26 protein-coding genes and 1 pseudogene are annotated in these 25561 nt (G+C 74.1%); 15 read left to right on the plus strand and 12 right to left on the minus strand.

What is annotated here, in order from left to right; genetic code table 11:
* Positions 1-63 precede the first annotated feature (63 nt).
* Positions 64-528: a MarR family winged helix-turn-helix transcriptional regulator gene (locus tag KBX37_RS04230; RefSeq protein WP_210774594.1), complete on the minus strand. Its 465-nt coding sequence runs from the start codon at positions 526-528 to the stop codon at positions 64-66.
* A gap of 138 nt (positions 529-666) precedes the next feature.
* Here KBX37_RS04230 and KBX37_RS04235 point away from each other — a divergent pair, with 138 nt between their 5' ends.
* Together KBX37_RS04235 and KBX37_RS04240 are read left to right on the plus strand one after the other, a co-directional pair.
* A complete protein-coding gene (locus tag KBX37_RS04235) occupies positions 667-1227 on the plus strand; it encodes an NADPH-dependent FMN reductase (RefSeq protein WP_210774595.1) in 561 nt (186 codons plus the stop codon).
* Positions 1228-1484: 257 nt separating this feature from the next.
* Complete coding sequence (locus tag KBX37_RS04240) at positions 1485-2411, plus strand: MBL fold metallo-hydrolase (protein WP_210774596.1); 927 nt, start codon at positions 1485-1487, stop codon at positions 2409-2411.
* A 97-nt stretch (positions 2412-2508) separates the two neighbouring features.
* Here the strand turns inward: KBX37_RS04240 and KBX37_RS04245 are convergent, their stop codons facing one another.
* Positions 2509-3507, minus strand: coding sequence for a hypothetical protein (locus KBX37_RS04245; RefSeq protein WP_210774627.1), 999 nt, complete (start codon positions 3505-3507; stop codon positions 2509-2511).
* A gap of 402 nt (positions 3508-3909) precedes the next feature.
* On the opposite strand from KBX37_RS04245, the gene KBX37_RS04250 reads away from it, so the two are divergent.
* Both KBX37_RS04250 and KBX37_RS04255 read left to right on the plus strand, forming a co-directional pair.
* Positions 3910-4671 carry an MBL fold metallo-hydrolase gene (locus KBX37_RS04250; protein WP_307848936.1) on the plus strand — a complete coding sequence of 254 codons (762 nt, stop codon included), beginning with the start codon at positions 3910-3912 and terminating at the stop codon, positions 4669-4671.
* Positions 4668-5249 carry a DedA family protein gene (locus tag KBX37_RS04255; protein WP_210774598.1) on the plus strand — a complete coding sequence of 194 codons (582 nt, stop codon included), beginning with the start codon at positions 4668-4670 and terminating at the stop codon, positions 5247-5249. Before KBX37_RS04250 ends, KBX37_RS04255 begins: the two co-directional genes overlap by 4 nt.
* Here KBX37_RS04255 and KBX37_RS04260 read toward each other — a convergent pair.
* The 3 genes from KBX37_RS04260 to KBX37_RS04270 form a co-directional block, all read right to left on the minus strand.
* Positions 5182-7533, minus strand: a complete 2352-nt coding sequence (locus KBX37_RS04260) for a phage holin family protein (protein WP_210774599.1) — start codon at positions 7531-7533, stop codon at positions 5182-5184. The two genes, KBX37_RS04255 and KBX37_RS04260, sit on opposite strands and share 68 nt — an antisense overlap.
* A gap of 208 nt (positions 7534-7741) precedes the next feature.
* Positions 7742-8164, minus strand: coding sequence for a thioesterase family protein (locus KBX37_RS04265; RefSeq protein WP_210774600.1), 423 nt, complete (start codon positions 8162-8164; stop codon positions 7742-7744).
* A gap of 45 nt (positions 8165-8209) precedes the next feature.
* Positions 8210-10060, minus strand: coding sequence for an FG-GAP-like repeat-containing protein (locus KBX37_RS04270; protein WP_210774601.1), 1851 nt, complete (start codon positions 10058-10060; stop codon positions 8210-8212).
* 512 nt (positions 10061-10572) lie between these two features.
* Here KBX37_RS04270 and KBX37_RS04275 point away from each other — a divergent pair.
* The 4 genes and pseudogenes from KBX37_RS04275 to KBX37_RS04290 all read left to right on the plus strand — a co-directional run bounded on the left by KBX37_RS04275 (position 10573) and on the right by KBX37_RS04290 (position 12985).
* On the plus strand, positions 10573-11586 hold the full coding sequence (locus KBX37_RS04275) for a glycosyltransferase (protein WP_210774602.1): 1014 nt from the start codon (positions 10573-10575) through the stop codon (positions 11584-11586).
* A gap of 131 nt (positions 11587-11717) precedes the next feature.
* Positions 11718-11966 (plus strand): annotated as a pseudogene (locus tag KBX37_RS04280) (dihydrofolate reductase family protein); the annotation flags it as partial.
* Complete coding sequence (locus tag KBX37_RS04285) at positions 11963-12424, plus strand: deaminase (protein ID WP_210774604.1); 462 nt, start codon at positions 11963-11965, stop codon at positions 12422-12424. The pseudogene KBX37_RS04280 and the gene KBX37_RS04285, both read left to right, overlap by 4 nt.
* A gap of 114 nt (positions 12425-12538) precedes the next feature.
* Positions 12539-12985, plus strand: a complete 447-nt coding sequence (locus KBX37_RS04290) for an SRPBCC family protein (protein WP_210774605.1) — start codon at positions 12539-12541, stop codon at positions 12983-12985.
* A gap of 4 nt (positions 12986-12989) precedes the next feature.
* Here KBX37_RS04290 and KBX37_RS04295 read toward each other — a convergent pair whose 3' ends face one another.
* Together KBX37_RS04295 and KBX37_RS04300 are read right to left on the minus strand one after the other, a co-directional pair.
* Positions 12990-13733, minus strand: a complete 744-nt coding sequence (locus tag KBX37_RS04295) for an N-acetyltransferase (protein WP_307848937.1) — start codon at positions 13731-13733, stop codon at positions 12990-12992.
* A gap of 73 nt (positions 13734-13806) precedes the next feature.
* The gene (locus KBX37_RS04300) at positions 13807-14865 is read right to left on the minus strand and encodes a nitronate monooxygenase (RefSeq protein ID WP_210774606.1); all 1059 of its coding nucleotides are present in this window, start codon (positions 14863-14865) and stop codon (positions 13807-13809) included.
* 128 nt (positions 14866-14993) lie between these two features.
* On the opposite strand from KBX37_RS04300, the gene KBX37_RS04305 reads away from it, so the two are divergent.
* Positions 14994-15503 carry a DinB family protein gene (locus tag KBX37_RS04305; protein WP_210774607.1) on the plus strand — a complete coding sequence of 170 codons (510 nt, stop codon included), beginning with the start codon at positions 14994-14996 and terminating at the stop codon, positions 15501-15503.
* Between the two features lie 65 nt (positions 15504-15568).
* On the opposite strand, the gene KBX37_RS04310 is transcribed toward KBX37_RS04305, so the two are convergent.
* Positions 15569-16297, minus strand: coding sequence for a DUF4386 domain-containing protein (locus KBX37_RS04310; protein WP_210774608.1), 729 nt, complete (start codon positions 16295-16297; stop codon positions 15569-15571).
* A gap of 106 nt (positions 16298-16403) precedes the next feature.
* Here KBX37_RS04310 and KBX37_RS04315 point away from each other — a divergent pair, with 106 nt between their 5' ends.
* Positions 16404-17123, plus strand: a complete 720-nt coding sequence (locus tag KBX37_RS04315; protein WP_210774609.1) for a TetR/AcrR family transcriptional regulator C-terminal domain-containing protein — start codon at positions 16404-16406, stop codon at positions 17121-17123.
* 222 nt (positions 17124-17345) lie between these two features.
* Entirely contained in the window at positions 17346-17468 is a 123-nt protein-coding gene (locus KBX37_RS04320) for a 50S ribosomal protein L36 (RefSeq protein ID WP_210774610.1), read from the plus strand.
* A 36-nt stretch (positions 17469-17504) separates the two neighbouring features.
* On the opposite strand, the gene KBX37_RS04325 is transcribed toward KBX37_RS04320, so the two are convergent.
* Entirely contained in the window at positions 17505-18659 is a 1155-nt protein-coding gene (locus KBX37_RS04325) for an L-dopachrome tautomerase-related protein (RefSeq protein ID WP_307848938.1), read from the minus strand.
* A gap of 156 nt (positions 18660-18815) precedes the next feature.
* A complete protein-coding gene (locus tag KBX37_RS04330) occupies positions 18816-19673 on the minus strand; it encodes an SDR family oxidoreductase (protein ID WP_210774611.1) in 858 nt (285 codons plus the stop codon).
* Positions 19674-19784: 111 nt separating this feature from the next.
* Between KBX37_RS04330 and KBX37_RS04335 the strand changes: the two genes are divergently transcribed.
* From KBX37_RS04335 to KBX37_RS04345, 3 genes are all read left to right on the plus strand, one after another.
* The gene (locus tag KBX37_RS04335; RefSeq protein ID WP_210774612.1) at positions 19785-20219 is read left to right on the plus strand and encodes a helix-turn-helix domain-containing protein; all 435 of its coding nucleotides are present in this window, start codon (positions 19785-19787) and stop codon (positions 20217-20219) included.
* A 244-nt stretch (positions 20220-20463) separates the two neighbouring features.
* The gene (locus KBX37_RS04340) at positions 20464-21840 is read left to right on the plus strand and encodes an NAD(P)/FAD-dependent oxidoreductase (protein WP_210774613.1); all 1377 of its coding nucleotides are present in this window, start codon (positions 20464-20466) and stop codon (positions 21838-21840) included.
* A 39-nt stretch (positions 21841-21879) separates the two neighbouring features.
* Positions 21880-22221: an MmcQ/YjbR family DNA-binding protein gene (locus KBX37_RS04345; RefSeq protein WP_154943138.1), complete on the plus strand. Its 342-nt coding sequence runs from the start codon at positions 21880-21882 to the stop codon at positions 22219-22221.
* Between the two features lie 14 nt (positions 22222-22235).
* On the opposite strand, the gene KBX37_RS04350 is transcribed toward KBX37_RS04345, so the two are convergent.
* Together KBX37_RS04350 and KBX37_RS04355 are read right to left on the minus strand one after the other, a co-directional pair.
* The gene (locus KBX37_RS04350; protein WP_307848939.1) at positions 22236-23945 is read right to left on the minus strand and encodes a Na+/H+ antiporter; all 1710 of its coding nucleotides are present in this window, start codon (positions 23943-23945) and stop codon (positions 22236-22238) included.
* A gap of 147 nt (positions 23946-24092) precedes the next feature.
* Positions 24093-24374, minus strand: a complete 282-nt coding sequence (locus KBX37_RS04355; RefSeq protein ID WP_210774615.1) for a hypothetical protein — start codon at positions 24372-24374, stop codon at positions 24093-24095.
* Between the two features lie 273 nt (positions 24375-24647).
* On the opposite strand from KBX37_RS04355, the gene KBX37_RS04360 reads away from it, so the two are divergent.
* Positions 24648-25496 carry a mycofactocin-coupled SDR family oxidoreductase gene (locus KBX37_RS04360; RefSeq protein WP_210774616.1) on the plus strand — a complete coding sequence of 283 codons (849 nt, stop codon included), beginning with the start codon at positions 24648-24650 and terminating at the stop codon, positions 25494-25496.
* Positions 25497-25561 lie beyond the last annotated feature (65 nt).

Genomic DNA, 25561 nt, shown 5'->3' on the forward strand with positions numbered 1-25561 from the left:
CGGGGGTGAGCCGGCGGCCGGCTCGGTGTGCCACCTCGGCCCGGGGGATCGCGACGTCGGGGCTCAGTCGGCCGTGCCGACCCGCTGGAACGCGCTGGCCAACCGGGCGAGGTCGAAGCCCTCGAAGTGGTCCAGGAACCGCCGCCGCACGGCGGCCAGGTGGCTCGGCCAGGACTGCTCCAGGCGGGCGAAGCCGGCATCGGTGAGGACGGCGTTCCAGCCCCGCGCGTCCTCCCCGCTCCGGACCCGCTCGACCAGGCCCTGTGACTCCAAGCGGCTGATCGTGCGGCTCATCCCGCTCAGGGAGAGTTGGCAGGCGGCGGCGAGTTCGTTCATCCGCAATCGCCGGTCCGGCGCCTCGGAGAGGATCCGCAGGGCGTTGTACTCGGTGAAGGGCAACTGGTGTGCGCGGACCATGTCGGCGTCGATCGCCCGGGGCAGGACGTACATCAGCTGGCCCAGGGCGCGGACCAGCGCCTCCTCGTCGGGGCTGAGAGGTCGCAGGGGTGTGGCGGAGTTACCGGACATGCCACCCATTCTAGTTGCTTGACCAAACAAATCGGTACCGGTGCTGTGACAGTCGGCACGGGCCAGTTAATTGCTTGACCAAGCAAGCAGTGGCTAGCCTTCACGGAGCCAGGCAAGGACTTCTGAAAGGCACCCGCCATGACCAGGATCGGAATCATCCTCGGTAGCACCCGCCCGGGGCGTAACGGAGAAGCCGTCGCCCGCTGGGCCCTCGAGGTCGCCAAGCAGCGCTCCGACGCGGAGTTCGAGCTCGTCGATCTGCTCGACTACCAGCTGCCGCACCTCGACGAGGCGTACCCGCCGGCGATGGGCCAGTACACCCAGCCGCACACGCTCCGCTGGGCCAACACCATCGCGTCGTTCGACGGGTTCGTGATGGTCACCCCGGAGTACAACCACTCCACCTCGGGTGCCCTCAAGAACGCCATCGACTTCCTGTACGCCGAGTGGAACAACAAGGCCGTCGGCTTCGTCAGCTACGGCTCCGCCGGCGGCACCCGGGCCGTGGAGCACCTCCGCCTGATCGCCGGCGAGCTCCAGATGGCCGACGTGCGCGCGCAGGTGGCGCTGTCGCTCTTCACCGACTTCGAGAACTTCAGCGTCTTCAAGCCGACCCAGTTCCAGCAGGACGCGCTCACCGCCACGCTGGACCAGGTCGTGGCCTGGAGCACCGCGCTCGCCCCGCTGCGCACCCGCTGACCGCGTCCGCACCCTGATCCGGCGATCGCCGCGGGATCTGCTGCGCGGCAACCTGTCGAGACCGACGGGTCCCGCCGGTCCGCCTCCGTTCGAGGTCGGATCGGCGGGACCACGTCGTCCCTCGCCGACGACCGCCGCGGAGCCGGCCGCGCGGAGCCGGACGACGGTCCGGGCCGGCCTCGAACGGAGGCGCCCCCGCGCCGCGCCGGACAACGAGCGGCGTCCGCCGCGACCCCCGGCGAGCTAGCATCCCGCCCATGCGCCTGAAGCTCGGCCGTCCCGACCTCCACCGCTACGCGGCCCGGTTCGACGTGCCGCCGGCCGCCGGAAGGTTCGCGGCCGTGTTCCTGGGCGTGTCCACGCTGCTGCTGGACGACGGCGAATCCGCCATCCTGACCGACGGGTTCTTCTCCCGGCCCTCGCTGCTCAAGGTCGCGTTCTCCAGGATCGCTCCCGACCAGGAGCGGATCGCCGGCGCGCTGGCCCGGGCCGGGCTCTCCGACCGCCGGCTGGACGCCGTCGTGCCGGTGCACACCCACTTCGACCATGTCCTGGACTCCGCCGTCGTCGCGGAGCGCACCAACGCGACGCTCGTCGGTGGGGAATCGGCCGCCAACGTCGGGCGCGGCCACGGCCTGCCGCCGGACCGGATCCGCGTCGTGGCCCCCGGCGAGCAGGTCACGTCGGGCGAGTTCACCCTCGGGTTCGTGGCGTCGGAACACTGCCCCCCGGACCGCTTCCCCGGGCACATCACCGAGCCCGTCGTGCCGCCGGTCAGGGCCCGTGCCTACCGGTGCGGTGAGGCGTGGTCGCTCCTGGTCCGGCACGACAGCGGTCGCACCGCCCTGGTGCAGGGCAGCGCCGGCTTCGTTCCCGGGGCGCTGGAGGGGCACCGCGCCGACGTCGCGTACCTCGGGGTCGGTCAGCTCGGCGCGCGGGACGAGGGGTACCTCACGAGGTACTGGGCGCAGACCGTGCGGACCGTCGGTGCCCGGCGGGTCGTACTCACCCACTGGGACGACTTCTTCCGCCCACTGGACCGGCCACCGCGCGCGCTGCCGTACGCCGGTGACGACCTCGACACCACCATGCGCGTGCTCGGCCGCCTCGCCGACCGCGACGGCGTCGCCCTGCACCTGCCGACGATCTGGCGCCGCGAGGACCCCTGGAGCGGGCTGCCCTGAGGCCGGACCGGTCGGCGGCCGGCACGGCGCCGGACGTTGATTCCCCGGGCGGCCGTGGCCGCGACGGCGGTCGGGGCGGCGGTCGGGGAGGCGGAGTTCAGCGGTCGGGCTCCGGGCCCTGCCGGCAGAGCCGTCGGTGTTCCGCGGTCACCACGCCGAGCAGGAAGAGGTCCACGGCGAGCGCGGTGAGCGCCCCGAACTGGTTGACGGTGAAGCTGAAGATCTGCCCGAACAGCAGGTCGACCAGGAGGGCGAGCTTGAACAGCCGGAAGGCCCGCGTCCGGTCGCGAGGCAGCAGCGACGCCCCGCGGATGCTGAGCACCGCGGTGATCAGCGCGGAGATCGAGACCCCGAGCACGGCACGCCACTCCCGCTGGTCGTGCAGCTGGCCGCTGATCGTGTCCACCAGGACCCCCAGCACGACGACGAACGGCTCGCCGACCAGGTAGAGCACCACCAGCGCCACCACCCACCGGTGCGTGGTCACCCAGACCACCGCCTGGCGGGCCCGGCGCAGCCAGGGCTGCCAGAACCGGGGGCCGGGTGCCTCCCGCCGGGGCACCGTGTCGAGCAGCCGGCCGATCGCGTCCTCGACGTCCGGGCCGCATCCGCGCACCAGCCGGGCGGCGGCGGCCCGCCGGTCGTCGGTGAGGCCGGTGCGCAGCCCGCCGACCACCGCGTACAGCGCGTTCGCCGTCCGCTCCGGACCGGTGGGGCGGATCCGGCCCCGGATCGCCTGGGTGATCACCACGAGCAGGGCGAAGGCGCCGTAGATGATGCCGGCCGCCGGGGCGTAGAAGTAGTCGGTCCCGGCGGTGACGAACTTGCCCACCTCGTCGATGAACAGCCCGAAGCCGATCCCGCCCAGGACCGCGCCGAGGTTGCGCGCCGCGCTGCCCAGGAAGACCAGCGCGACACCCAGTCCGGTGGTCATCAGCAGGCCACCCCAGAGCACGTGCGCGATGTGCAGCCCACCGCCGCCGAGCTGCGGGTAGCCGGCCGCCTGGAGGAAGGCCCGGACGAGCAGCACGGTGACCACCCCGGACAGCACGAACGCCTGCAGGTACGACGGCGCCTCCAGTACCCGGGGCGGCATCGTCCAGCGGGACGGGCGGGCGGGCATGGTCCCGACGCTAGCGGCGGTGGCCGGCACCCAGGGCCGGTTCCGTCCAACTGCGAACCGGCCGGCGGCCCGGTTCCGCCCGCGGCCTCCCGAGCGTCAGGACGGACCTCGCTCCGGGCGGTGCCGGGTGCCGCTCACCCCGCCCCGCCCGTTGCTCACCTGCGACGTGATCGGTAGGCGGTGCGGGTGGCGGGCAGACCCCGGCGGAGGTTGCCGGGCCCAGTCGGTGACAGCATTTCCGGCGGAATGGTTGATTCGACCCCTCCGCCGACCGGCAGGGGAGGAAGCCCACCTCGGTCCGCGGCGGGCCACGTCAGGTTCGGGCCGCGCGGTGGCACCGCCGGATACGGTGGCAGGCGTGACCGAGGCGGTGTCGTGCGGCTGACGTGGTACGGGCACAGCACCGTGTGGATCGAGGACTCCGACACCCGGCTGCTGACCGACCCGCTGCTGCGTGACCGGCTCGCCCACCTGCGCCGACGCCGTGGGCCCACCCCGCGGCTGCCGGGCGCCCCGGACGCCGTACTCGTCTCGCACCTGCACGCCGACCACCTGGACTTCGCGTCGCTGCGCCGGCTGCCCCCGGACACCGCGTTGGTGGTGCCGGCGGGTGCGGGCCGGGTGGTCCGTCAGGCGCTGGGCGCGGCGGCCGCCCGGCGCTGCACGGAACTCGCGGTCGGCGACCGCACCACGATCGGGCGGGTCACGGTCGCCGCCGTCCCCGCCGCCCACCACGCCGGCCGCGGTCCGTGGTCCCGGCACCGCGCACCCGCCCTCGGCTACCTGATCGACGGCGGGCTGCGGACCTGGTTCGCCGGGGACACCGGCCTCTTCGACGAGATGGCCGGGCTGGGGCCACTCGACCTGGCGCTCGTCCCGGTCGGTGGGTGGGGACCCACGCTCGGCCCCGGCCACCTCGATCCGGCGGGCGCCGCGGAGGCGGTACGGCGGGTGGCGGCGGCGCGGGCCGTACCCATCCACTTCGGCACCTTCTGGCCGGTCGGCTGCGAACGGGTCCGGCCGGACCGGTTCTTCGGCCCGGGGGACGACTTCGCCCGCCACGCCGAGGCGGTCTCGCCGGGCACCCGGGTGCACGTGCTGCGGCCGGGCGAGTCCGTCGCGGTGCGCCGGCCGTGACGGCGACGCTCGGCGTGCTGGGCTCGCTGGTCCTGGTGGTGCTCTTCGGGTCCGTTGTCCCGGTGGTGCCGACCGGCGCGGCGGTCAGCGGCGCCGCCGCGCTCGCCGCCCACCAGCATCCGGTCACCGTGGTCCTCGTCGTGATCGCCGGCGCGTTCGGGGCGTACGCGGGCGATCTGGCGACCTACGGCATGCTCGGCTGGGGCGGCGAGCGGCTCGCCCGGCGCCTGCACTGGCTCCGCGGGCGGCAGCAGGTCGGCCGGATGACGGCGCGCGTGCGCGAGAAACTCGTCTCGACGCTGCTGGTGTCCCGGCTCATCCCGGGCGGCCGGATCCCGGTGCTGCTGGCGGCGGCCCTGTCCGGGCTGACCTGGCGGCGTTTCGCCCTCGCCGACGTGCCCGCCAGCCTGCTGTGGTCGGTGCTCTACGCCGCGATCGGCGTCCTCGGGCGAGCGATCTTCCCGGAGCCGTGGCAGAGCGTCGTCGCCGCGATCCTGCTCGTCGTGCTGGTCAGCCAGGGGCTGAGCTGGCTGGCCAGGCGCCGGGCCCTGCCGGGCGAGCCGCCGGTGGCGCCGTAGCCGATTGCCGGCGCTCCGCGTCGCTCACGTCGGGGTCCACTGTGCGGGCCGCCGGGTCGTCCCGCTCGTCGGGCCGGCGCAGCCCGAGCCGGCGCAGCCAGGCGAGCAACTGCCCGTGCACGGCTTCCGGGCCGACCAGCTCGCCCTCCTGCGGCCAGTCGGCGGGGTGGATGAGCAGGGCCTCCGTCTGCCAGCCGCCGAGTCCGCCGTGGCAGCCGACCAGCTCCTCGAAGGCCGCCACCTCCTCCAGACCCGGGTCCACCGCGCTGATCACCACGAGGTCGCCGACGTGGTCCATCGTCTGGTGGCGCAGCAGGTCCTGACGCGCCCACCGGCCGTACGGGGCCAGTGGGTCGTCGCCGTCGACCTGTCCGTCCCTCAGGTTGTGGCAGCCGCGCGCCCCGATGGCCAGCGGCCCGGCGGCCGAGTCGACGACGACCAGGCCGATGCCGGGATGCCCGGCCAGGCCGTCGATCAGCCCCGGTACGAGGGCGTCGACCCGCTCGCGGGTCAGCCGCCCCGGATGGCGGGGCAGGTAGATCATCGCCAGGTTGCCCGACGCCACCACCACGGTCTCCGGATCGGTCCGGGTCGCCGCCGCCGCCTCCTCGTCGGCCGGGCCCAGGGTGACCTCGCCCCCGTCCGTGTGCGACCGCACCGCCACCCGGGTCGCCGTGCCGGTCGCCCCGCCCCGGCCCGCCACCTCGGTCAGCAGCGTGTTGACCCGTCCCCACTCCTCGACCGGGCCGGCGGCCTCGGCGGTCGCCGCCTCCCGCACCGGCGTCGGGGGCGTCGGCCGGCCGTCGGGGGCGGTCGGGCGTACCGTGGGCGCGGCGAGTCGGGCGACCACCTGTGCCAGCGACTCGCCGTACCGCTGGCGGAAGGTGGCGCCCTGGCTCTGCCCGTGGTCGCTCAACACCACGATGTGGTAGTGCCGCGCCGCCTCGGCCGCCAGCCGCTGAAGGATGCCGAGCGTCTGGTCGAGCGCTTCGAGGACCGCCAGCGCCTGCGGCCGGGCCGGCCCGGCGTGGTGGGCCACCTCGTCGTAGTCGAGGAAGTCGCAGAAGATCACCGGTGCCCCACCGGCCATCTGCTCGGCGATCAGCGACACGTTGAGGTCGCTGAGCAGGCTCGCCATCGGGCGCAGCGCCAGATAGGAGCCGCTTCGGCGCCCCCGGGGCTGTACGCCGCGCAGTCGCTGCCGCCGCGCCTCGTACAGCTCGCGAACCACCTGCCCGGCGCCGCGCACGATGGCCCGGGCGAACCCGTACGGGCTGGCCATGAACGCCGCGTAGCCCCGGGTGGACCGCCCGGGCAGCCCGGCCCGGCTCACCGTGAGCAGGCTGGTGGGGGCGTCGCCGGAGAAGACCGTGCTGATGCTGACCCCGCCGTCCCGCAGCAGCCCCTGCCCGGTCGACAGCCGCCGCTCGACCGCGGCGGCGTCGCGGGGACGGCTGGTCACCATGAGACGGCTGGCGCTGTCGTCCGCGGTCGCCTTCTCGTACCAGCGATAGGCCGGCACCCGGCGGACCTCGCCGTGCAGCAGGCCCGCCTGCGCCGCCGGCGTGGTGGCCGGCAGGCCGGTGTGCCAGTGGGTCATCCGGTGACTGCGGGAGCGCAGCCACCCACCGATCGTGGGCAGGTTGCCGGCCCGGATGGCCCACTGCACCAGCGGAGCGGCCACGCCGTCGAGCTGGACGACGAGCAGGGCGTCGGCCGTCTGCCGCTCGGGTGGCGCCCCGCCGGCGCCGCGGCGGTGCCAGGCCGGTCGCCGGTGGCGAGCCGGTCCACGGCGTACCCGGTTCATCACCCACAGCATCTCGCTGACGAACGCGTCGTCGGTGCCGGCGTCGGCGAGCCAGTTCAGGATCGCGGCCAGCGCCACGGCGAGCCAGGCGGCGGCGAAGGCGTCGGCGAACCCGCGGACGTGCGCCTCCGGGTCCAGGCGCAACGCGACGTACATGACGACGGCCTGCACGCACACGCCGATGGCCAGCGCCCCGAGGCCGCCCAGCGCGGTGGAGAGCGCGAACAGCAGCGGGCGCAGCACCGCACCGATCCCGGCGATCAGCCCGACCAGCCACAGCATCGCGACCAGGCCGCTGGCGGTGACCCCCGGCAGCAGCCACAGCGTCAGGCTGAGCACCACGAACGAGGTCACCATGCTGCGCAGCAGCGCCCGCAGCCGCCCGAGCGTGGGCCGGTAGTCGCGCAGCACCCGCAGGCCCACCCGCAGCGGTTCGGGCAGCGTCCGGCGCGCCTCGGCGTCACCGTCCGGCTCCATCCCCATCACGATGCCACACCCCGCCCACCAAGATCGGCAGGCGCGGAGCGGGTCGTCCGGGCAGGTCCGCCACCGGTCCGCCGGAGGCCGCCGGGGCCGACGGTCGACGCGCTGTCAGAGCGCCGAGAAGCCGGCCGGAAGGCTGCCCGTACGGCCGGTGGCGGCGTCCCGTCGCCGGGTCGGTCGCCGCCCGGTCGGCACGCCGGCCTCAGAGGCGGAGCGGTCCCGGCTCGGTGGCCAGTTCCCGGAACCGCTCCCGCGGGTCGGCCACGAGCCGCCGGGTCGACAGGTCGAGCAGACCGCCCACCCCGGTCACCGTCGCGACCTGGGTGCCGTCCAGGCGGCGGTAGTCCTGCTCGATCCGGAACGTCCGGCCCTCGCCCCAGTGGAACTCGCAGGACACGTCCACCTCGTCCCCGCCGCGCAGCTCCCTCAGGTATCTCAGGGTGACCTCCAGGGCGACCGGTCCCACGCCGGTGGCGATGAGCCGGTCCTGCGAGATGCCGGCGGCACGCAGGCACTCCCACCGGGCGTGCTCGGCGTACTGGAGGTAGACGGCCTGGTTCAGGTGGCCCTGGGTGTCGAGCTCGTAGCCCCGGACCGCGATGCGCACCGTGAAGGGATCTCCCATGCACCGGGAGCCTAGGCGGTGGGTACGACGCCGCCTCCGGAACGGCTAGCCGAGATGCCTGCCGAAGCCCGCGAAAGCCTCGGGACCGACCGGCAGGTCGGCCGCCGACCACGTCCTCAGGCCGTTGACGGTGACCCCGCCGGGCGCCTCCGGCGTCGCCGGCGTGCTGCGGACGACCATCACCGCGCCCGCCCGCTGCAACCCGTTGACCGTCGCGTTCCAGCAGCCCACGACGAGGCCGGCGGCGCCGTCGGGCTGGCGCACCGTACGGAGGACGTCGCCGAGGTAGAAGTACGGGCTGCCGGCGCTCGCCGGTACGCCCGTTGTCTTCCAGTCCAGCCTGCGCAGCCCGGTGGTGGTGAGCCCCGGTGCGCTGCCCCGGAAGACCGTGATCGCGCCCGTCCCGGCGACACCCCCGACGGTCTCCTGTGGGCTCCCGACGGCGACGTCGCCCCGACCGTCGTTGTCGAAGTCGCCGAACGCGAGCTCGGAACCGAAGAACGCCGACGGGTCGTCGCTGCCCGGGACGCCGGGGCTCCGCTGCGTCCAGTACTGCACGCCATCGGCGGTGAGACCGGTGGACGAGCCACGCAGCACGGTGACCGAGCCGCCCCGGTTCACCGTGTCGGAGCTGAAGCCTTCGCGCTGGGCATTCACCACGAGGTCCGCGTAGCCGTCTCCGGTCAGGTCACCGGCGGCGAGGGCGTGACCGAAGCCGTCACCGTACTCGGCGACGTCCGGCACGCCCGGCGTGTCCTGGTAGAACAGCCGCGCCCCGGCGATGCCGAGACCGTCGCCCGTTCCGGGCAGGATGACCACCGATCCGGCGAAGTACACCGACCCGAAGTGGTCGCGCGGGTAGCCGACCGCGAGGTCGTCGCGGCCGTCGTTGTCGAAGTCCGCCGCAGCCAGCACGGCACCGAAGCCGTCGGTCTCCGGGCGGACGGGCAGGCCGGCCGCGTTGCCGGGGACGTACTGGGCGGCGGCGGGACGCAGCCCGTCGGGCGTACCGCGGAACAGCGCGACGCCACCGACCCAGGGACGGCCGGCGCGGGGTGCCCCGGTCACCAGGTCGTCGGTGCCGTCACCGTTGAAGTCGCCCACCGTGAAAGCGGAGCCGAACTGGTTCTCGCCGGTGACGCCCTCACCGGGGACGTCGGCCTCCGGCGCCACGTCGGCGAGCCGGATCATCCGGGCCTCGGCGGTGGTCAGCCCCGACGGACCGCCGTAGAGGATGCGGAACCGGTCGTGCACGCTGCCGATCGCGAGGTCGGCGAAGCCGTCGTGGTCGAAGTCGCCGGAGCCGAGCGCGCGGCCGAAGTCGTTGATCTCGCCGTGCGGGTCGGGCGAGCCCTCGTCGGTCGGCATGCCCGGCGTCGTGTGGTCGAAGTACTGGCTCCCCGCGTTGGTGAAACCACCCCTGGGATCGCCGAAGAGCACGTGGACGGCGCCGGTCTGCCCGCCGTTGACCACCTTGCGCAGCTCCGCCACGGCGAGATCCGGCCGGCCGTCGCCGTTGAAGTCGCTGCGCACCTCGTTCAGCCCCGTGATCGGCCGGAAATGACGGCCGACAGGGTTCGTGGGCACCGGCTTCACGGCCCCCGTCGCGGTCGGCGTCCGTGTCGCCGCACCGGACGCCGTGTCGCCCTGCGCGGTGTCGCCCTGCGCGGTGTCGCCCTGCGCGGTGCCGCGCTCCGCGGCCGCGCCCGTCGGCGCGAGGCGTGCGCCGACCGGGCCCGGCTGGGCCGGCTGGGCCGGCCGGGCGGCGCCCACCACCGTCGGGTCGAGGTACGAGGTCGGTACGCCCGGACCCAGGGGAGGGGCGCTCGCCGTCATGCTCGCCGCGACGAGTCCACCCAGGACCGCGGCAATGCCCACCAGCCGGTACGCGCGCATGAATTTCTCCCCCCGCGATGTAGGGTCATGATGACACGCCGCTCGGCCGGCCGGGGGGCGCCAGAAGTGACAGTCGTGGTCGCCGCCGGTCGGGTCCGGATGCCGCAGACTGTGCCGGTGGCCGGAGCGGAACTCGTCGTCGCACACGACCTCGTGATGGACATGTGCGGCTGCACTGCCCGGTACCGCCCGGCCGGTACCGGCTCCAGGTCGCGGGCGGGGAATTCGTGTCGCGAAGCTGGCCCGGCTTCACCCGACCGGGCGACCGGTGGCGGGCGCGGCTGTGGCCGGCGGCCGGCCCGGTGGAAACTGAGCGACAACGATCGATTGGCGTGTTACGGGAGGCCACGCATGACTCGTTCGTTGCGCCATCCGGTTGTCGTGCTGGCGACGAGTAGCGGTCAACGCGTTCCGGCAGGTCAGGCAGCGGCGGGTCACGTCCATGACGCGGCCCGCCGGTGTCGGCCCCGGGGGCCGCGAGGTGCCCGGAGGCGCGGCGTACCTTCGTCGGAATGCGCGTACTGTTCGCCAGCCTCGCATCGGTCGGTCACACCTATCCGCTGATCCCACTGGCGGTGGCCGTCCGGGAGGCCGGACACGAGGTGCACTTCGCCGTCGGCGAGGAGGTGCACGCACCGCTCGCCGCGAACGGCCTGCGCCCTTTCCGTCCCGCGGACGCGTTCTACGAGATCTACGCCGAGGACCTGGCACCGGAACTCGCCCGGCTGGAGCCCGACCTCGTCGTACACGAATGGGGCGTGCCGGGAGCGGCCGTCGCCGCCCGTCGGGCCGGCATCCCGGGAATCTGGCACGGCTTCGGGCGGATGATCCCCGAGGGCATCGGCCTGGAACTGCCCACCCGGAACGCCGAGGCCGCCGGGCGGCCGCACGTCGACATCTGCCCACCGTCGTTGCAGGACGAGCGCTTCCTCGCCACCGCGGACCGGATCGAGTTACGGCCCGTCGCGTACTCGACGCCGGCGGCGCTGCCCGGCTGGGACCGCCACCGTAGGTCACTGCCGCTGATCTACCTGACGCTCGGCACCGCCTTCGGCACCCGGGAGCTGCTGAGCGCGGCCATCGAGGGGTCGGCCGCGCTGGACGCGCGCGTGGTGGTCGCCGCCGGCCGGGTGCCCCTGGACCAGCTCGGCAACGTGCCGGACAACGTCAGCGTGCAACGCTGGGTGCCGCAGGCGCAGCTGCTGCCGCACGCCGATCTCGTCGTGCACCACGGCGGCAGCGGCACCACCCTCGGCGCGCTCGCCGCCGGCGTCCCACAGCTGATCCTGCCGCAGGGCGCCGACCAGTTCGCCAACGCCGAAGCGGTCAGCGCGGCCGGCGCCGCGCTGCGCCTGCTCGGCGACGAGGCGAGCGCCGCGGCCATCGCCGAGCACGCCCGGCGGCTCCTGCCGAGCGTCGGGCGGACCGATCACCGGGACGCCGCCCGCGCGATCGCCGAGGAGATCGCGCGGATGCCCGCCCCGGCCGAGGTGGCCCGCCAGCTGCCCGATCTTTCACGCGGGTGAGAAGAGCGGTCGCGCGCCGTGCTGGTGCGGTCCGTGTCGCGCCGGGCCGCGCGGCTGCCCTCGCCAGCGGTCAGGGGCACCGTCAGCGGGCCGGGCCGACCGGGAGCCGACGGGGCGGTCCCTCGTCCGAGCGGGGTGTGCGCCGGCTCATGGTCGACGGCGGTGCGACGATGCACACTCAGGTCCTCGAGGCGGGTCCGGCCGACGAGCTGCACCCGGTGCTGGCCCCGTTCTTCGTGGCGGACAGCCGGGCGCCGCGCTTCGTCGCCGGCGGTCCACGTCGGCACCCGGATCACCGGGCCCGCCCGGCCGAGGTACGCGAGATGGGGGACGTGGTGCTGCTGCGGTGTGCGTTGTCGGAACGGTTCGGCACCCCATGACCCCGCCGCCCGCCCTCGACCGCCGCTGGCTCCAGGACGCGGTCGACCTCTCCCGGCGGTGCCCGCCGAAGGCCACCGCGTACGCGGTCGGCGCGATCGTGGTCGGCCGCGACGGGACCGAGCTGGCCCGGGGGTACTCCCGGGAGACCGATCCCCATGTGCACGCCGAGGAGTCCGCGCTGGTCAAGCTCCGCGGGGTCGACCTGTCCGGAGCGACCATCTACAGCTCCCTGGAACCGTGCAGCGTGCGTCAGCGCCGGTCGCCCACCTGCACCAGCCTGATCCTGGCCGCGGGTATCCGTCGGGTCGTGCTGGCGATGCGGGAACCGCCGATCTTCGTGGACTGCCAGGGGGTCGAGCTGCTGGCGGCGGCGGGCGTCGAGGTGGTCGAACTGCCGGACCTCGCGGACCAGGTACGCGCGATCAACGGGTACGTCATGGAGGTGCCGGGCGCCTGAGCCCTCGCCCGTCGGGGTGGCGGACGCGCCCGGTCACATCCTCCGCTCGCGGTGTGTCATGAGTGGTGGGCGGGACACCCTCGACCCGCCGCGTCACCACGACCAGGAGGAGCCATGACCGCCGCCGTCTCCACCATCGACATCGACCGGCCGCCGGACGAGATGTTCGCGTACGTCACCGATCCCACCCGGTTCGCCGAGTGGCAGCACGACGTCGTCGGCGTACGCCTGGAGTCGGGTGGCCCGGTCGGACTGGGCACCCGGTTCACGACGACCCGCCGGATCGGCGGGGTCGAGCGCACCATGACCCAGGAGGTGACCGAGGACAGTCGGCCCGGCCGGTGGGCCGTGCACGGGGTCGACGGGCCGATCAGGCCGAGCGTGACCGTCACCGTCGAACCCCTCGACGAGGGCGCGCGGTCGCGCGTGACGTTCGCCCTGGACTTCGCCGGACACGGGGTCGGTGTGCCGCTCGTGCCGATGGTCCGCCGGCTGGCGGCGAAGGGCGCGCCGGCGAGCTACCGGCACCTGAAGGAGCGGCTCGAGACAGGAGTCTCCTAGCCACCTACAGCCGGTGCCGGACCCAGACGTTGGGCTCGACGTAGACGGCGTGGTCGTGCGCCACGTCGCAGTGCACCGGCACCAGAGCGCCCGGCACGTGCACCGGCCCGCTCGTGTCGAACGGCAGGCCGGTCCAGCGGCGCCAGTCCTCGAGGCTGCCGCTGATCATCATCGACCGGGTGGCCACCCGCTCGATGCGTCCGCCCGCGCGCACATGCACCCGCAGCCACGGGTCGACCGGCAGGCCGTCGTCGCGGACCCGGGCCGCGTACTCGGTCATCGGCAGCTCGGGGTCGGTGTGCTTGCCGCTCGGGCGGACCGGGGCGACCAGGGTGTCGTACCCCCGGTCGGCGACGGCCTGCCGCATGGCGGCGAGCATCCGGGCGGACAGCCCGGCGCCGCGCCGGTCGGGTCGGACGCAGATCTCGATGGCCGACACGATGTTCGGGGTGGCCCCGGTGAGGCGGGTGACGCTGGCCCGCTGGATCGCCCGGTCCCAGCCGCCGTCCGGCAGCTCCGGCTCGGTCCAGCGCAGCGGCACGGCGTACGCCTTCGCGACGGCGCGCCCGGGCTCGGCGGAGTCGACGGCGGCGAACACGAACTCGGGATAGAGGTCGTGGGCGACGTTGTAGTAGATGCCACCCATCGGATCCCAGAGCATGAACTGCGGCCACGCCCCGTCGAAGTCCTCGTCGAACAGGGCAGCGAGGTCCGGGCGGTCCGCGAGGCGCACGATGTCGATCGTCACGGAGGGACACCGTAGGGCGGCCACCGGGGCGGCGCATCCCAATTCACGGCTGGCCCGGGAAGGCCGTGGCTGCTCAGCCCCAGGCGCCGGACCTCGCGACGGCCGCCGTCAGCGCGGCCCTGGCCCCGGCGGTCAGCTCGGCCACCAGATCGCCCGCCGGCGTCTCCGTCGCCAGGGCATGCGCCTGACCGGCCCACAGGTTCGCCACCGAGGCGTCCCCGCTGCCCTTGGCGGCGGCCAGCAGCGGGCGGGTGAGGTGCAGCACCTGCGGATAGCCGACGGGTGCCGACCCGTCGTGCCGGCGAAGGAAGTCGTTGACCACCCCCCGCGCCCGCTTCCCGGTGAACGCGCGGGTCAGCGCGGTCGGCGCGGTGCCGGCCACCGCCGCCCGGTGCATCGGGGAGGTGCCCGCCTCCGGGCAGCGCAGGAAGGCCGTACCGACCTGGGCGGCGGCGGCACCGGCGGTCAGCACGGCCGCCACCCCGGCGCCGTCGGCGATGCCGCCGGCCGCCACCAGCGGCCGGTCGCAGCGGGCGGCGACCAGCCGGAGCAGGGACAGCACCCCGTAGTCGTCGTCGTCCGGCAGGCCACCGCGGTGCCCGCCGGCCTCGGTGCCCTGCACGACGACGGCGTCCACGCCGAGTCCGACCGCTTCGGAGGCGGCGTCGGGGCTGGTGACCGTGGCCCAGACCTCGGTGCCCCGCTCCCGCAGGGCGGCCACCGCCGCCCGGTCGGGCAGCCCGAACACGAAGGACACCACCGGCACCGGGTCCGCGAGCAGGGCGGCCAGCTTCTCCGGGTACGCGTCGTCGCCGCCGACCGGTTCGCCGAGCGTCACCCCGTGCCGCCGGGCCTCCGGGGCGAGCCGCTCGGCGTACGCCCGGACGGCGGCCTCGTCGACCGCACCGCCGCCGCTCGCGTCCGGCAGGAAGACGTTGACGCCGAACGGGCGGTCGGTGCGGGTACGGACCTCGGCCACGTCGGCGGCGAGCCGGTCGGCGCTGATCATCCCGGCGGCCAGGAAGCCCAGGCCACCCGCGGCCGAGACGGCCGCCGCGAGGGCCGGTGTCGACGGGCCGCCGGCCATCGGCGCGGCGACGATCGGGCGAGGCAGCACGGACAGCACGGACATCCACCCATCCTGCCGGATCGCCGTCGCTCGCAGCGGACGCGGCCCGAGTTCCGCCCACGCGCGGGAGTTCCGTCGCCGCCGGCTGGCGTGGGGTCGCCTCCCCGTGGTGGTGCCGTTAGCCTCAGCGGGTGGATCAATGCGACGAGTGCGGCTTCGACTACGCCGGCGTCTCCGCCGCCGACCTGCCGCGGCTCCTGGCCGCGGCCGGTGAGCGGTACGCGACCGCGCTGGGCGGGGTGGCGGACCTGCGGCGGCGACCGGCCGAGGGGGTGTGGTCGCCACTGGAGTACACCTGCCACGTCCGGGACGTGCTCCGGGTCCAGACCGATCGGCTGGTCCTGGCGCTCACCGTCGACCAGCCGGAGTTCACCCCGATGGGACGCGACGAACGCGCCGTCACCGACGCCTACAACGAACAGGACCCGCCGGTGGTGCTCGCCGCGTTGGCCACCGCCGCGACCGACCTGGCGGCCCGGTTCTCCGCACTCGACCAGGCGGACCTCGCTCGCACCGGCGTCTACCCGTGGCCGGAACCCCGGGCCCGGACGCTGCTCTGGCTCGGCCAGCACACGATCCACGAAACCGAACACCACCTGCTGGACATCACCCGCGCCTCCGGCGCCGCGCCCGCCCGCTGACCCGTCGCCGCATGTGGGCGGTCCCGCGCGGAGCCCGATCCCCGGCACCACCGCGGCCGGACCGCTCACCCGGCCGACAGTTCGGCGCGTACCGGGCCCGTCGGGACGTCGCCGCCGGGCGCGGCGGCCGGCGCGAAGCCGCGGAGGATGAGGTACCCGGCGAGACTGACCTCCCACGCGAACACGGGCAGCGCGGCGAGCGCGCCCCAGGTGGAGACCTGGTCGTAGAGCCCGAACAGCACGGCGGTCGCCGAGGCGCAGATGAGCGGCCCGCCGACCAGCCCGAGCACGGTGATGGACCGGGGCGCCATTCGCGACCGGTACAGCAGGAGGGCGAGCAGCAGGCTGTTGGCCCCGAGCGCGACGTTGGGACCGAGCAGGAACGCCCAGTCGTGGAGGGCGACGAGTGCCCGGGCGGCGGTGACGAGTGAGGCGTCGTCGGCGCCGGCCGTCCCGGCGACGTCCCGGCGCAGCGTCACCACCGACAGGACGCTGAGGATGCCCACGACGATGACGACCGCCTCCAGGACGCGTACACAGAGGTAACCGAGAGCGGCGGCGTGGTGCTGCCGCCGGACGACCGGGTAGAGCGTGACCGCCGTGCCGACGATGGCGCCGACCAGGATCAGCTCGAAGAACCCGCCGAGCAGCACCCGAGGGTCGGCGCCCGCCCCGAGGACGTAGTCGGCGTCGGTCAGCGCGGGGCGGTAGAGCACCAGCCCCGCGATCGCGGCGATCTCGGTGATCAGGAAGAACACTCCCGCGGTCACCGCGGTCCTTCTCGTGGGGCTCATGTCGACTCCTGTCCGCGACGGCCAGGTGTACGCCGTACACCTGAATACGCACGGACTCTAGGTGTACGCTGTACACCTGTCAAGCGGGAGTGGAAAGGGCGAGCCGGTGACCGAGCAGAGCGAGGCCGGGCGTCGCCCGCTGAACACCGAGCGGGTGCTGCGCGCCGCCGTCGCGCTCGCCGACACCACCGGGATCGACTCGCTCAGCATGCGCCGGCTCGCGCAGGAACTCGGCGTCGTCCCGATGGCGCTCTACAAGCACGTCGCGAACAAGGAAGAGCTGCTGGACGGCATGGCCGACGTGGTCGTCGGGGAGATCGACCCGCCGGACCCCGACGTGGACTGGAAGAGCGCCGTCCGGCAGCGGATCCTGTCCGCCCGGCAGGCGCTCCTGCGTCATCCGTGGGCGTCGCGGGTGATCGAGTCACGTACCAGGCCGACGCCGGCCACCCTGGCGTACCTGGACTCGATGATCGGGATGTTCCGGGCCGGCGGTCTCTCCGTCGACCTCACGCACCACGTGATGCACGCGCTCGGGAGCCGCGTCCTCGGGTTCAGCCAGGAGCTGTTCGACGAGGGCGCACCGGGCGCACCTGGCCCCGACCCGGGCACGCAGGCGGCCGCGCTGCGGAAGATGTCCCGCAGGTATCCCCACATTGCGGAGGTCGCCTCGCGGGCCGACCACGACGGGCGGTCCGTCGTCGGTCCCGGCTGTGACGACCAGTTCGAGTTCGAGTTCGCTCTCGACCTCCTGCTGGACGGGTTCGACCGACTCCGGCGGCAGGGGTGGAGCTCCACCACCCAGCGGAGCCACCACCGGTCGTAGGCACGCGCCGAGGTCAGCGCCCGGTCACCCCGGCGGCCCGGTCCGGCCCGCACCCGGCGGCGGCCCGCTGCGGGCACGGCGAATGCCCGCTGCCGGGTCGGGTACACCAGCCGCGGTGTGCCGACGGCCCGGGTGACGACGTTCCGGCGCCGGGGCCGCCTCGTGCCGGCCGACCGTGCACCGGTCACGGCTGTGCGTCACCAGAGGAAGGGATGGCTCGGGATGAAGGTCAGAAGCTCCCTGCGGTCGTTGAAGCGGAAGGCGAACTCGATCGTGGTCCGCCGCCGAGGCAAGCTGTTCGTGCTCAACAAGGCAGACCCGCGCCAGAAGGCGCGGCAGGGCTGAGTGGGGGCGCGCGGGCCCGCCCGCGCGCCCCCGGCGTCAGCGCAGCAGCACCGGTCCGGCGTCGATCCGGGTCCGGAACAGGGCGTACGGCTTGCGCCGCAGGTCCTGGCCGCGCTGGTACGTCGGCTGGCGGTGCAGTTGGTTGGCGGTGATGTAGAGGTACCCGTCGGTGGCGACCGACATCGTGTCGGGCCAGAGCAGCCGGGGATCGTGGACCAGCGTCTCGTACTCGCCGTCGGCGCGGCGGCGCAGCACCGCGTTGTGCTCGTACGAGGTGAGGTAGAGCCGACCGTCGTCGTCGGACTCCAGCCCGTCGGCGCCGCCGCCCTTGTCGCCCTCGTGGGCCACGGACGCGGCGACCAGGCCGTCGTCGACCGCCGGGTCGGCGAGCGCGTCGGTGGACACGCTGTACCAGTGCCGCGAGACGAGCGGGCAGTAGTACAGCCGGGCGCCGTCGTGCGAGATGGCGATGCCGTCCGAGCCCATCGCGATCGGCTTCGGCGGGCCGTCGGCGGGGCGTTCCAGCAGCGGCCGGCCCTCGACCACCGGCCGGAACGTCGCCAGCGGCTCGGCCTTGGTGGACGGGTGGTCGTGCAGCCGCCGCCAGGACGCCCCGGAGGCCAGGTCCACCACGATGATCCCGTTCGGGCCGGAGTGAGAGGAGTCGGTGATGTAGGCGGTGCCGGCCGCGCCGCGCCGCAGGTCGAAGCGCACGTCGTTGAGGTACGTCGTGGGCAGCGCCACGTCGGTCGGGAAGGTGATGACCTGGCCGACGCTGTCGGTGTCCAGGTCCACCCGGACCAGCTTCGGCCCACCGGCAGCGGTGGGTCGGAACATCGGGCTGCCGGTGTCGAGCACCCAGAGCCGGTCGGCGGGGTCGACCACGATGCTCTGCACCGACACGAAGGCCGTCGCGTCGTCGTCGCCGGACGGGCTGTTCCACCGCTGGTCCGGGAAGGGCACCTCCGCGCCGTCGCGCAGTTCGACCACCGTCGCCGGCACCTCGTCGCCCCACTGCGGGAAGTTGACGAAGACGCGGCCGGTGTGCGAGACGCTGACCCCGGTCGGCATCGGCCCGGTGAAGCTGTGCACGAGTTCCAGCTCACCGAGCGGCTCGTCGGCCACCGGCCCGGTCACGACGTGCTCCGTCGCGTCCGCCCGCTCGCTCGCGCCGCGAGGGTGCGCGGGCACCGGTGGAGGTCCTCCATCGACGTCATCTCCGTTCGGCAGGTGGAGGTCGGTCCTTCCCGCCGACCACCGCCGCAAACGCCCGGATCACGAGTTACTCGGCGCGGGCGCGGGCGCCGGTGGCCGGGGCGCGCACCCGGGCCACCGGCGCCGAGGGGATCAGCCCTTGAGCGCCACCGCGACCGCGTCGGCGAGGGTGGTGGTGGGGCGGCCGGCGAGGCGGCGCAGGTCACCGCTGTCGGTGGTCAGCTCGCCCCGGGCGATGCCCCGGTCGCACTCGGCCAGCGTGGCCGCGTACGGCTCCGGCAGGCCGGCGGCGACCAGGGCCTTCGTGTACTCCTCGGCCGGCAGGTCGCGGTAGACCACCTCGGTGCCGCTCTGCCGGGAGATCTCGGCGGCGAGTTCGGCCATGATGAACGGCTCGTCGCCGCCCAGCTCGTAGACCGCGTTCTGGTGGCCGTCGCCGGTCAGGACGGCGGCAGCGGCGGCGGCGTAGTCGGCGCGGGTGGCGGCGGCGACCCGGCCGTCACCGGCGCTGCCGAGGACCGCGCCGTGCTGGAGCGTGGCGGCCAGGCTGCCGGTGTAGTTCTCGGTGTACCAGCCGTTGCGCAGCAGCGCGTACGGCAGGCCGGAGGCCCGGATCAGCTCCTCGGTCGCCTGGTGCTCGGCGGCGAGCGGGAAGGTGGCGGTGTCGGCCTTCAGGACACTGGTGTACGCGATCAGGCGTACCCCGGCGGCCACGGCGGCGTCGACGACGGCGCGGTGCTGCGCCACCCGCCGCCCGATCTCGTTGGCCGAGACGAGCAGGAGGCGGTCGGCGCCGACGAGGGCGCCGGTCAGGGTCTCGGGGCGGTCGTAGTCGGCCTCCCGCACGAGCACGCCCCGGGCGGCCAGGTCGGCGGCCTTCTCCGGGGTGCGGACCGCGGCGACGATCTGCTGGGCGGGAACGCCCCGGTCGAGCAGTTCGGTGACGACGAGGCGGCCGAGCAGGCCGGTGGCTCCGGTTACGACGATCATGGTCACTCCTCGGGATGACGGGTGCCTCGAAGCATGCACTAACTTTTGGAAAGTGCCAACCCATCAGTAAGTGCGGTGGATAGGAGGGTGTCGGCCGGGTACGGTCGAGCCATGACTGCTCCCCTCACCAACCCCGGCGGAGCGGACGCCAGGGACGCCGACGACCAGCTCATCGCGGACGTCTTCGCCCGCGGCTGCGGCTCGCGTCGCACGCTGGAGAACATCGCCGGCAAGTGGGGGATCCTGGCCCTCTCCGCGCTGCACGAGGGCGCGTACCGGTTCAACGCGCTGCGCCGCCGCGTCGACGGGGTCAGCGAGAAGATGCTGTCCCAGACGCTCCAGGCGCTGGAGCGGGACGGCCTGGTGCGGCGGGACGTGCAGACGACCATCCCGCCGCACGTCGAGTACAGCCTCACCCCGCTCGGCATTCGCGTGGCCGAGCGGCTGATCGGGCTGATCGAGCTGGTCGAGAGCGAGCTGGGCACCGTGCTGGCGGCCCAGGCCGAGTACGACCGGGCGGCGGCGGACCGGAACCGGCGGAAGTAGGCCCGGTCGGCGGAAGCGTCGGGTGGGGCATCCGCGTTACGCGGCGACAGCGTCGGAATGGCGACAGTGATGACGGGAGTCGGCGGGCGGCCGGACGGTTAGATTCGCCGGCAAGGCTCACCGCAGAGCCAATCCGCTCGGCCTGCCCCGTCGGTGTCCGCAGCCCGGTCTCCCCTCGCACCCCGGGGACGCCCGGACGCGCCACGACGCCGGCACCCGGACCGCCGCCCCCCGGGAGGTCGTGATGTACCAGTCGCCCGCGCGCGTCTTCGCCCGGCTCGGCGCCACCGGACCGGCGCCCGCGCCATCGTTGATCATGGGCCGGGCCGTGGTGCTCGGCGCGAGCGTGGCCGGGCTGCTGGCGGCCCGGGTGCTCGCCGAGCACGCCGAGAGCGTGCTCGTAGTGGACCGGGACGAGCTGGGCACGGGCACCGGACACCGGGCCGGAGTGCCGCAGGGCACCCAGATGCACGTCCTGCTCCCGGCCGGCCGGGACCAGATCGACCGGTGGTTCCCCGGCTTCTCCCGCCAGGCCGTGGCCGAGGGTGCCGTCCTGCTTCCCGCCGCCGCCCGCCGCAGCTACCTCGACGGCCGGCGCAAGGTCCCGGGCTCGGACGTCGACATGATCGCGGCGAGCCGGCCCTTCCTGGAGGAGCTGCTCCGCCGCCGCACGTTGGCGCTGCCCAACGTGACCCTGCTGCCCGGATGCGTGACCGGCCTGGACTTCGCCGGCACCGCGGTCACCGGGGTACGGCACGAGAGCGCCACCGGCCCGGTCGTCACGCCCGCCGACTTCGTGGTGGACGCCACCGGCCGGTCGAGCCGCCTCGGCGACTGGCTGGAGCAGGGCGGGTGGGAACGCCCGCCGATGCGTCGGATGGCGATCAACCTGCACTACGCGACCGCCACGTTCCGGCGGACCGAAGAGCACCCGGTGCCGGTCGCGGTGCTGGCCGGCTGTACCGCCGCGGGCGGCGACATCGCCGGCGCCGCCTTCTCCGCCATCGAGGGCGACCGGTGGATCGTGATGCTCGGCAGCTACGGCGACGACCGGCCCGGCCGCGACGCGGACGACCTCGTCCGCCGGTGCCGGGACGACTTTCCCCCCGAGTTCGCCCGGGTGGTGGCCAACGAGATGCTCGGGACGGTCCGCACCTACCGGCAGGCCGACAGCCGGCGCCGGGACTTCCACCGCCTCCGCCGGCTGCCGGCCCGGCTGGTCGCGGTCGGTGACGCGGTCTCCTCGTTCAACCCGATCTACGGGCAGGGCATGTCGTCGGCGGCCCTGCACGCCTCCTGCCTCTCGGAGTACCTCCGCTCCGGTGCCGACCTGCACCGCCCGGCCCGGGAGTTCCTCGCGTTGCAGCGGGTCGTGGTCGACGCGGCCTGGGGGATGTCCACCTCCGCCGACCTGGCCCGCCCGTCGGTGCCCGGCCCCCGCCCCCCGGGCTATCGGGTCTCCCGATGGGTGGCCGACCAGATCACCGCCGCATCGGTGACCGACCCGGTGACCGCCCGGCGCTTCGACGCCGTCGTCGAGATGCGCCGCCACCCGAACTCGCTCGCCGCTCCCCGCACCCTGCTGCGCGCGGTCCGGGTGAACCAGGCCCGGGCGCGCTGAGCGTTCGGGGATGTCGGCCCCCGCCGCTACGGTCGGCGCATGGTCACCGTCGCCGACGTACGGTCGCTGGCACTGACGTTGCCGCGCACCACCGAGCACCTGATCCGCGACCGGGTGAAGTTCCGGGTGGGCGCCATCGTCTACGTCGCGTTCTCCCGCGACGAGACGACGATGGGCTTCGGCTACCCGAAGGAGGAACGCGACGGGCTCGTCGCCGCCGAGCCGGACGTGTTCTTCCTGCCCGGCGCGTCCGACCTGCGCTTCCACTGGGTCTGCTGCCGACTGGACCGGCTCGACCACGACCAGATGACCGAGCTGGTGACCGAGGCGTGGCGGATGGTCGTGCCGAAGTTCCTGGCGCGCCAACGGCTGGGTGCCTGACGGCGGCCGGCGCGTCACTCGTTGGTGCTCGGCCCGAGCAGCCGGATCTCCTCGATGTCCAGTGCGGCCTGCACTTCCCGCTGCACGGCGTCGTCGATCTCGTTCTTGTCGCGCAGCCGGTTGATCTCGCGGCGCTTGTGGTCGAGCAGCTGGAGCCGGAGGCGGCGGTCGCGCTCCCGCGCCTCGGCGGCCTCGTCGCCGGTGTCGGCGGTGTCGGCGGTGAGCATGTCGTCGAGGTGCCGCTGGTAGTCGGAGCGGAGCCGGTGGACCGCGTCGGGGTCGACGCCGATTCCGGCGGCGACCTCGGGCAGCGCGGCCAGGCCAGCCTTGGTGGCCGCCGTCCGGGCCTGCCGGACCTCGTCCTCCCGCTCACTGTCGCCCCTGAGCCGCGCCCAGTTGAGCACGGCCGGCAGCGTGGTGCCCTGGATCAGGATCGTCAGCAGGATGACCATCGCGGTGCAGAAGATGATCAGGTCACGTTCGGCGACCGGGGCCCCCGAGGCGGTCGTCACCGGCACCGCGAGCGCCGCCGCGAGGGACACCGCGCCACGGAATCCCGCCCAACCGGCCGCAGTGCGCACCCGCCAGCCGATCGGGCCCCGGGGCTGCTGCTTACGCCGTTCAACGAGTTCCAGCCCGAACCCGGCAATGTGCACCATCGCCATCCGGGTCACCACCACCACGGCCGCCGCCACCGCCCCGATGGCCAGCGCCTGCGTGGTCGAGGTGCTGGTGATGCTCTCCGCCGCCCGGGGGATCTGCATGCCGAGCAGGACGAACAACGAACCGTTGATCAGGAATGTGGAGAGGTCCCAGAAGGCGTAGGCCAGCACTCGGGAGCGGGCCCGGATCACGCGGGGCCCGTAGTAGGACAGGACGAGGCCGGCGACCACCACGGCCAGCACGCCACTGGCATGGACGAGTTCCGCGAGCAGGAACGCGAGGAACGGGGTCAGCACGCTCAGCGCGCCCTCGCGCAGCGGGTCGTCGAGGCGTAGGCGGATCGCGATCACAATCCCGCCGGCCAGCAGGCCGGCGGCGACCCCGCCCCCGGCCGCGCGGCCGAACTCACCGAGCAGGGATGGTGCGCTCGGCCAGGCGCCGCCGACGATCAGGCCGACCGTGACGGAGAAGAGCACCAGCGCGGTGCCGTCGTTGATCAGGCTCTCCGCGCGCAACGTCGTCAGGAGCCGGCGGGGCATCCGCTTGGCCAGGCCGGCGACCGCCGCGGCGTCGGTCGGCGCGAGCACCGCGCCCAGCACCCACGCCGCGGCCGGTTCCACCCCCAGCTGCTGCACGGCCAGGGACACCGCGACCATCGTGATCCCCACCAGCACCACGGCGAGCAACGCGATCGCCGGCAGGTTCGCCCGGATCTCGCGGATGCTGACGACCAGGCTCTCCCGGTAGAGGATCGCCGGCAGGAAGAGCAGCAGCACCACCTCCGGCTCCAGCACCACGTGGGACAGCGGTGGGAGCAGCGCGAGCAGCGCACCCATGGTGATCAGCAGGACCGGCGGGGCCACGCTGTAGCGGCCACCGAGGGTGGTGCCGGCGAGCACCGTGGCGGCCAGGACCACGATCAGGAACAGCGCCTCCACGTCACCCCTTCCACCGGCCGCGGTCGGCACGCCGCCGCCGCGGGGCGTCGTCCCGACCGTTCCGCGCCGACGGCCGCCGCCCGCCCCGCGCGGCCGGGGGCGGGCCCGCCGGTCGCCGGCCACCCCGAACATCGTGATACGGCCGGTGGTCGGCGCGTGCTGGAACGATCGATCCGGCCCGCGCCCGATGCGACGGCGGGGGAGCGGATCAGCGACCTGCCCTCGGGCCGCGCCCCTTCGTCGTCGGGACGTCGACGTTCGGGTGGATCGTCATGGTGCGTCCGGCGCCGGGAGGTCGCGCTGCGACGGAGGCGGGGGCGGGGCGTCCAGCAGCCGCCGGACGGCCTCGCCGATCACCGGGTCCACCGGGAACCGCTCCGCCAGCCAGCCGAACACCGCCCGTGCCGCCTCGCGGTTGCGCGCGTACCCCGGGACCATCGCGGCCAGCGGCAGGACCTCCGGCGGGTACGCCTGCTCGACGCGCCGGCTGGCGTCGAACGGGTCGCGCCGGTGGCCCGCACCGGCCCCGCTGAGGCGCAGCAGCGCGATCACCCGGTCGACCGCGTACGACTGGATGAACCGGGCCGCGGTGAGCCGTTCGCCGCGCAGCTCCCGGTGCAGGCCGACGTAGAGGTTGGTCAGCGCCTCGTTGAGGCGGCGTCCTTCAAGGGACCAGTAGGGGTCGGAAGGGGTTCAGACCCGTCCCGTACCTGGTTAGCGTCGGCCCCGAGCGGGCCACCGTACGCGAGAATGACCGCCGCACGCGGCGCTGCTCCCGGTCGGTCTCGACTCACCTTTCACGCGATCCGGCAGAGGGAGACCCACATGGGGCGGGCGGAGAACAAGGTCGTCGTCATCACGGGCGCGGCCCGTGGTCAGGGGCGCAGCCACGCGGTCCGGCTGGCCGAGGAGGGCGCCGACATCATCGCGATCGACATCTGCAGGGACATCGACTCGGCCGGCTACGGCATGGCCGGCAACGAGGACCTGGAGGAGACGGCGCGCCTGGTCAAGGAGGCCGGCCGCCGGGTGGTCGTCCGGCACGCGGACGTCCGCGACTACGGCGCGCTGCGCGCGGCCATCGACGAGGGCGTCGCCGAGCTGGGGAAGATCGACGTCCTGATCCCGAACGCCGGCATCCTGCCGATGGGGCCGGACCAGCCGATCACCGCCTTCACCGGCACCATCGACGTCAACCTCGCCGGGGTGCTGAACACCGTGCACGCGGCGCTGCCGCACTTCAACGAGGGCGTGTCGGTCATCATCGTCGGCTCGATCGCGAGTTTCCTGCCTCCGATGCCCTCCGACGTGATGGCCGGTGCCGGGTACGCCGGGTACCGGTTCGCCAAGCACGTCCTGGTCGACTACGTGAAGGCGCTGGCGCTGCAGCTCGCGCCGACCAGCGGGCGGGTCAACTCGGTCCACCCGACCACGGTGGACACCGACATGGCGTTCAACAAGGGAATGTTCCAGACCTACCGGCCGGACCTCGACGACCCCACCGTCGAGGACGTCGCGCCGATCCTGAGCGCCATCCACGCCATGCCGATCTCGCACGTGACCCAGGCCGACGTGACGCACGCCGTGGTCTACCTGGCCTCCGACGAGTCGCGCTACGTCACCGGCAGCCAGATCAAGATCGACGGTGGCGCGCTGGCCATGCAGCACCTCTGACGTCGTCCCGCCGTACCCGTACGGCGGGGTGGTGGACGCACCGGCGGTCGGGCCGTGCCGGATAC

The organism is Micromonospora sp. U56 (genome assembly GCF_018070095.1).
Lineage (GTDB): Bacteria > Actinomycetota > Actinomycetes > Mycobacteriales > Micromonosporaceae > Micromonospora > Micromonospora purpureochromogenes.

Excerpts from the sequence above, each read along its gene's own strand:
- KBX37_RS04285 (WP_210774604.1), top strand. The coding sequence starts at position 11,963 with ATGACCCCGCCGCCCGCCCTCGACCGCCGCTGGCTCCAGGACGCGGTC.
- KBX37_RS04300 (WP_210774606.1), bottom strand. The coding sequence starts at position 14,865 with ATGTCCGTGCTGTCCGTGCTGCCTCGCCCGATCGTCGCCGCGCCGATG.
- KBX37_RS04265 (WP_210774600.1), bottom strand. The coding sequence starts at position 8,164 with ATGGGAGATCCCTTCACGGTGCGCATCGCGGTCCGGGGCTACGAGCTC.
- KBX37_RS04270 (WP_210774601.1), bottom strand. The coding sequence starts at position 10,060 with ATGCGCGCGTACCGGCTGGTGGGCATTGCCGCGGTCCTGGGTGGACTC.
- KBX37_RS04360 (WP_210774616.1), top strand. The coding sequence starts at position 24,648 with ATGGGGCGGGCGGAGAACAAGGTCGTCGTCATCACGGGCGCGGCCCGT.
- KBX37_RS04235 (WP_210774595.1), top strand. The coding sequence starts at position 667 with ATGACCAGGATCGGAATCATCCTCGGTAGCACCCGCCCGGGGCGTAAC.
- KBX37_RS04320 (WP_210774610.1), top strand. The coding sequence starts at position 17,346 with ATGAAGGTCAGAAGCTCCCTGCGGTCGTTGAAGCGGAAGGCGAACTCG.
- KBX37_RS04245 (WP_210774627.1), bottom strand. The coding sequence starts at position 3,507 with ATGCCGCCCCGGGTACTGGAGGCGCCGTCGTACCTGCAGGCGTTCGTG.
- KBX37_RS04335 (WP_210774612.1), top strand. The coding sequence starts at position 19,785 with ATGACTGCTCCCCTCACCAACCCCGGCGGAGCGGACGCCAGGGACGCC.
- KBX37_RS04330 (WP_210774611.1), bottom strand. The coding sequence starts at position 19,673 with ATGATCGTCGTAACCGGAGCCACCGGCCTGCTCGGCCGCCTCGTCGTC.
- KBX37_RS04230 (WP_210774594.1), bottom strand. The coding sequence starts at position 528 with ATGTCCGGTAACTCCGCCACACCCCTGCGACCTCTCAGCCCCGACGAG.
- KBX37_RS04310 (WP_210774608.1), bottom strand. The coding sequence starts at position 16,297 with ATGAGCCCCACGAGAAGGACCGCGGTGACCGCGGGAGTGTTCTTCCTG.
- KBX37_RS04290 (WP_210774605.1), top strand. The coding sequence starts at position 12,539 with ATGACCGCCGCCGTCTCCACCATCGACATCGACCGGCCGCCGGACGAG.
- KBX37_RS04240 (WP_210774596.1), top strand. The coding sequence starts at position 1,485 with ATGCGCCTGAAGCTCGGCCGTCCCGACCTCCACCGCTACGCGGCCCGG.
- KBX37_RS04260 (WP_210774599.1), bottom strand. The coding sequence starts at position 7,533 with ATGGAGCCGGACGGTGACGCCGAGGCGCGCCGGACGCTGCCCGAACCG.
- KBX37_RS04275 (WP_210774602.1), top strand. The coding sequence starts at position 10,573 with ATGCGCGTACTGTTCGCCAGCCTCGCATCGGTCGGTCACACCTATCCG.
- KBX37_RS04345 (WP_154943138.1), top strand. The coding sequence starts at position 21,880 with ATGGTCACCGTCGCCGACGTACGGTCGCTGGCACTGACGTTGCCGCGC.
- KBX37_RS04340 (WP_210774613.1), top strand. The coding sequence starts at position 20,464 with ATGTACCAGTCGCCCGCGCGCGTCTTCGCCCGGCTCGGCGCCACCGGA.